The organism is Rhizobium sp. SVR5-9E, assembly GCF_056755095.1.
The window spans coordinates 1-235 of record NZ_JBNDHS010000750.1 but is presented as its reverse complement, the minus strand read 5'-3'; the positions used below and the strand labels follow the sequence as shown (position 1 = coordinate 235).

1 protein-coding gene is annotated in these 235 nt (G+C 61.7%); it reads left to right on the top strand.

The annotated features are described in order from the left end of the window. Positions 1-235: hypothetical protein (locus ACPYOJ_RS36830; RefSeq protein ID WP_481420609.1), on the top strand; the 235-nt coding region annotated here is incomplete at both ends.

The window sequence follows — 235 nt, the reverse complement described above, 5'->3', positions numbered from 1 at the left end:
ACATCGACACGGCCAAACGTATCGTCGATTCGCGTACGAAACAGAACCTCGCGAACCAGGAAGCCATGGCGAAAGAGGCGCATGCCATGACTCCGCTCGGCTCGGCGACAGCCCGCGCGGGTTTGGCGGCGCAACGCACCAGAGCACTGGCGGGCGCGGATGCTGCGCGTGCCCAAGAGATCAATGCGTATTATGACGATCTCGACTGGATGGCTGCCAATAACATCCCGGGGAG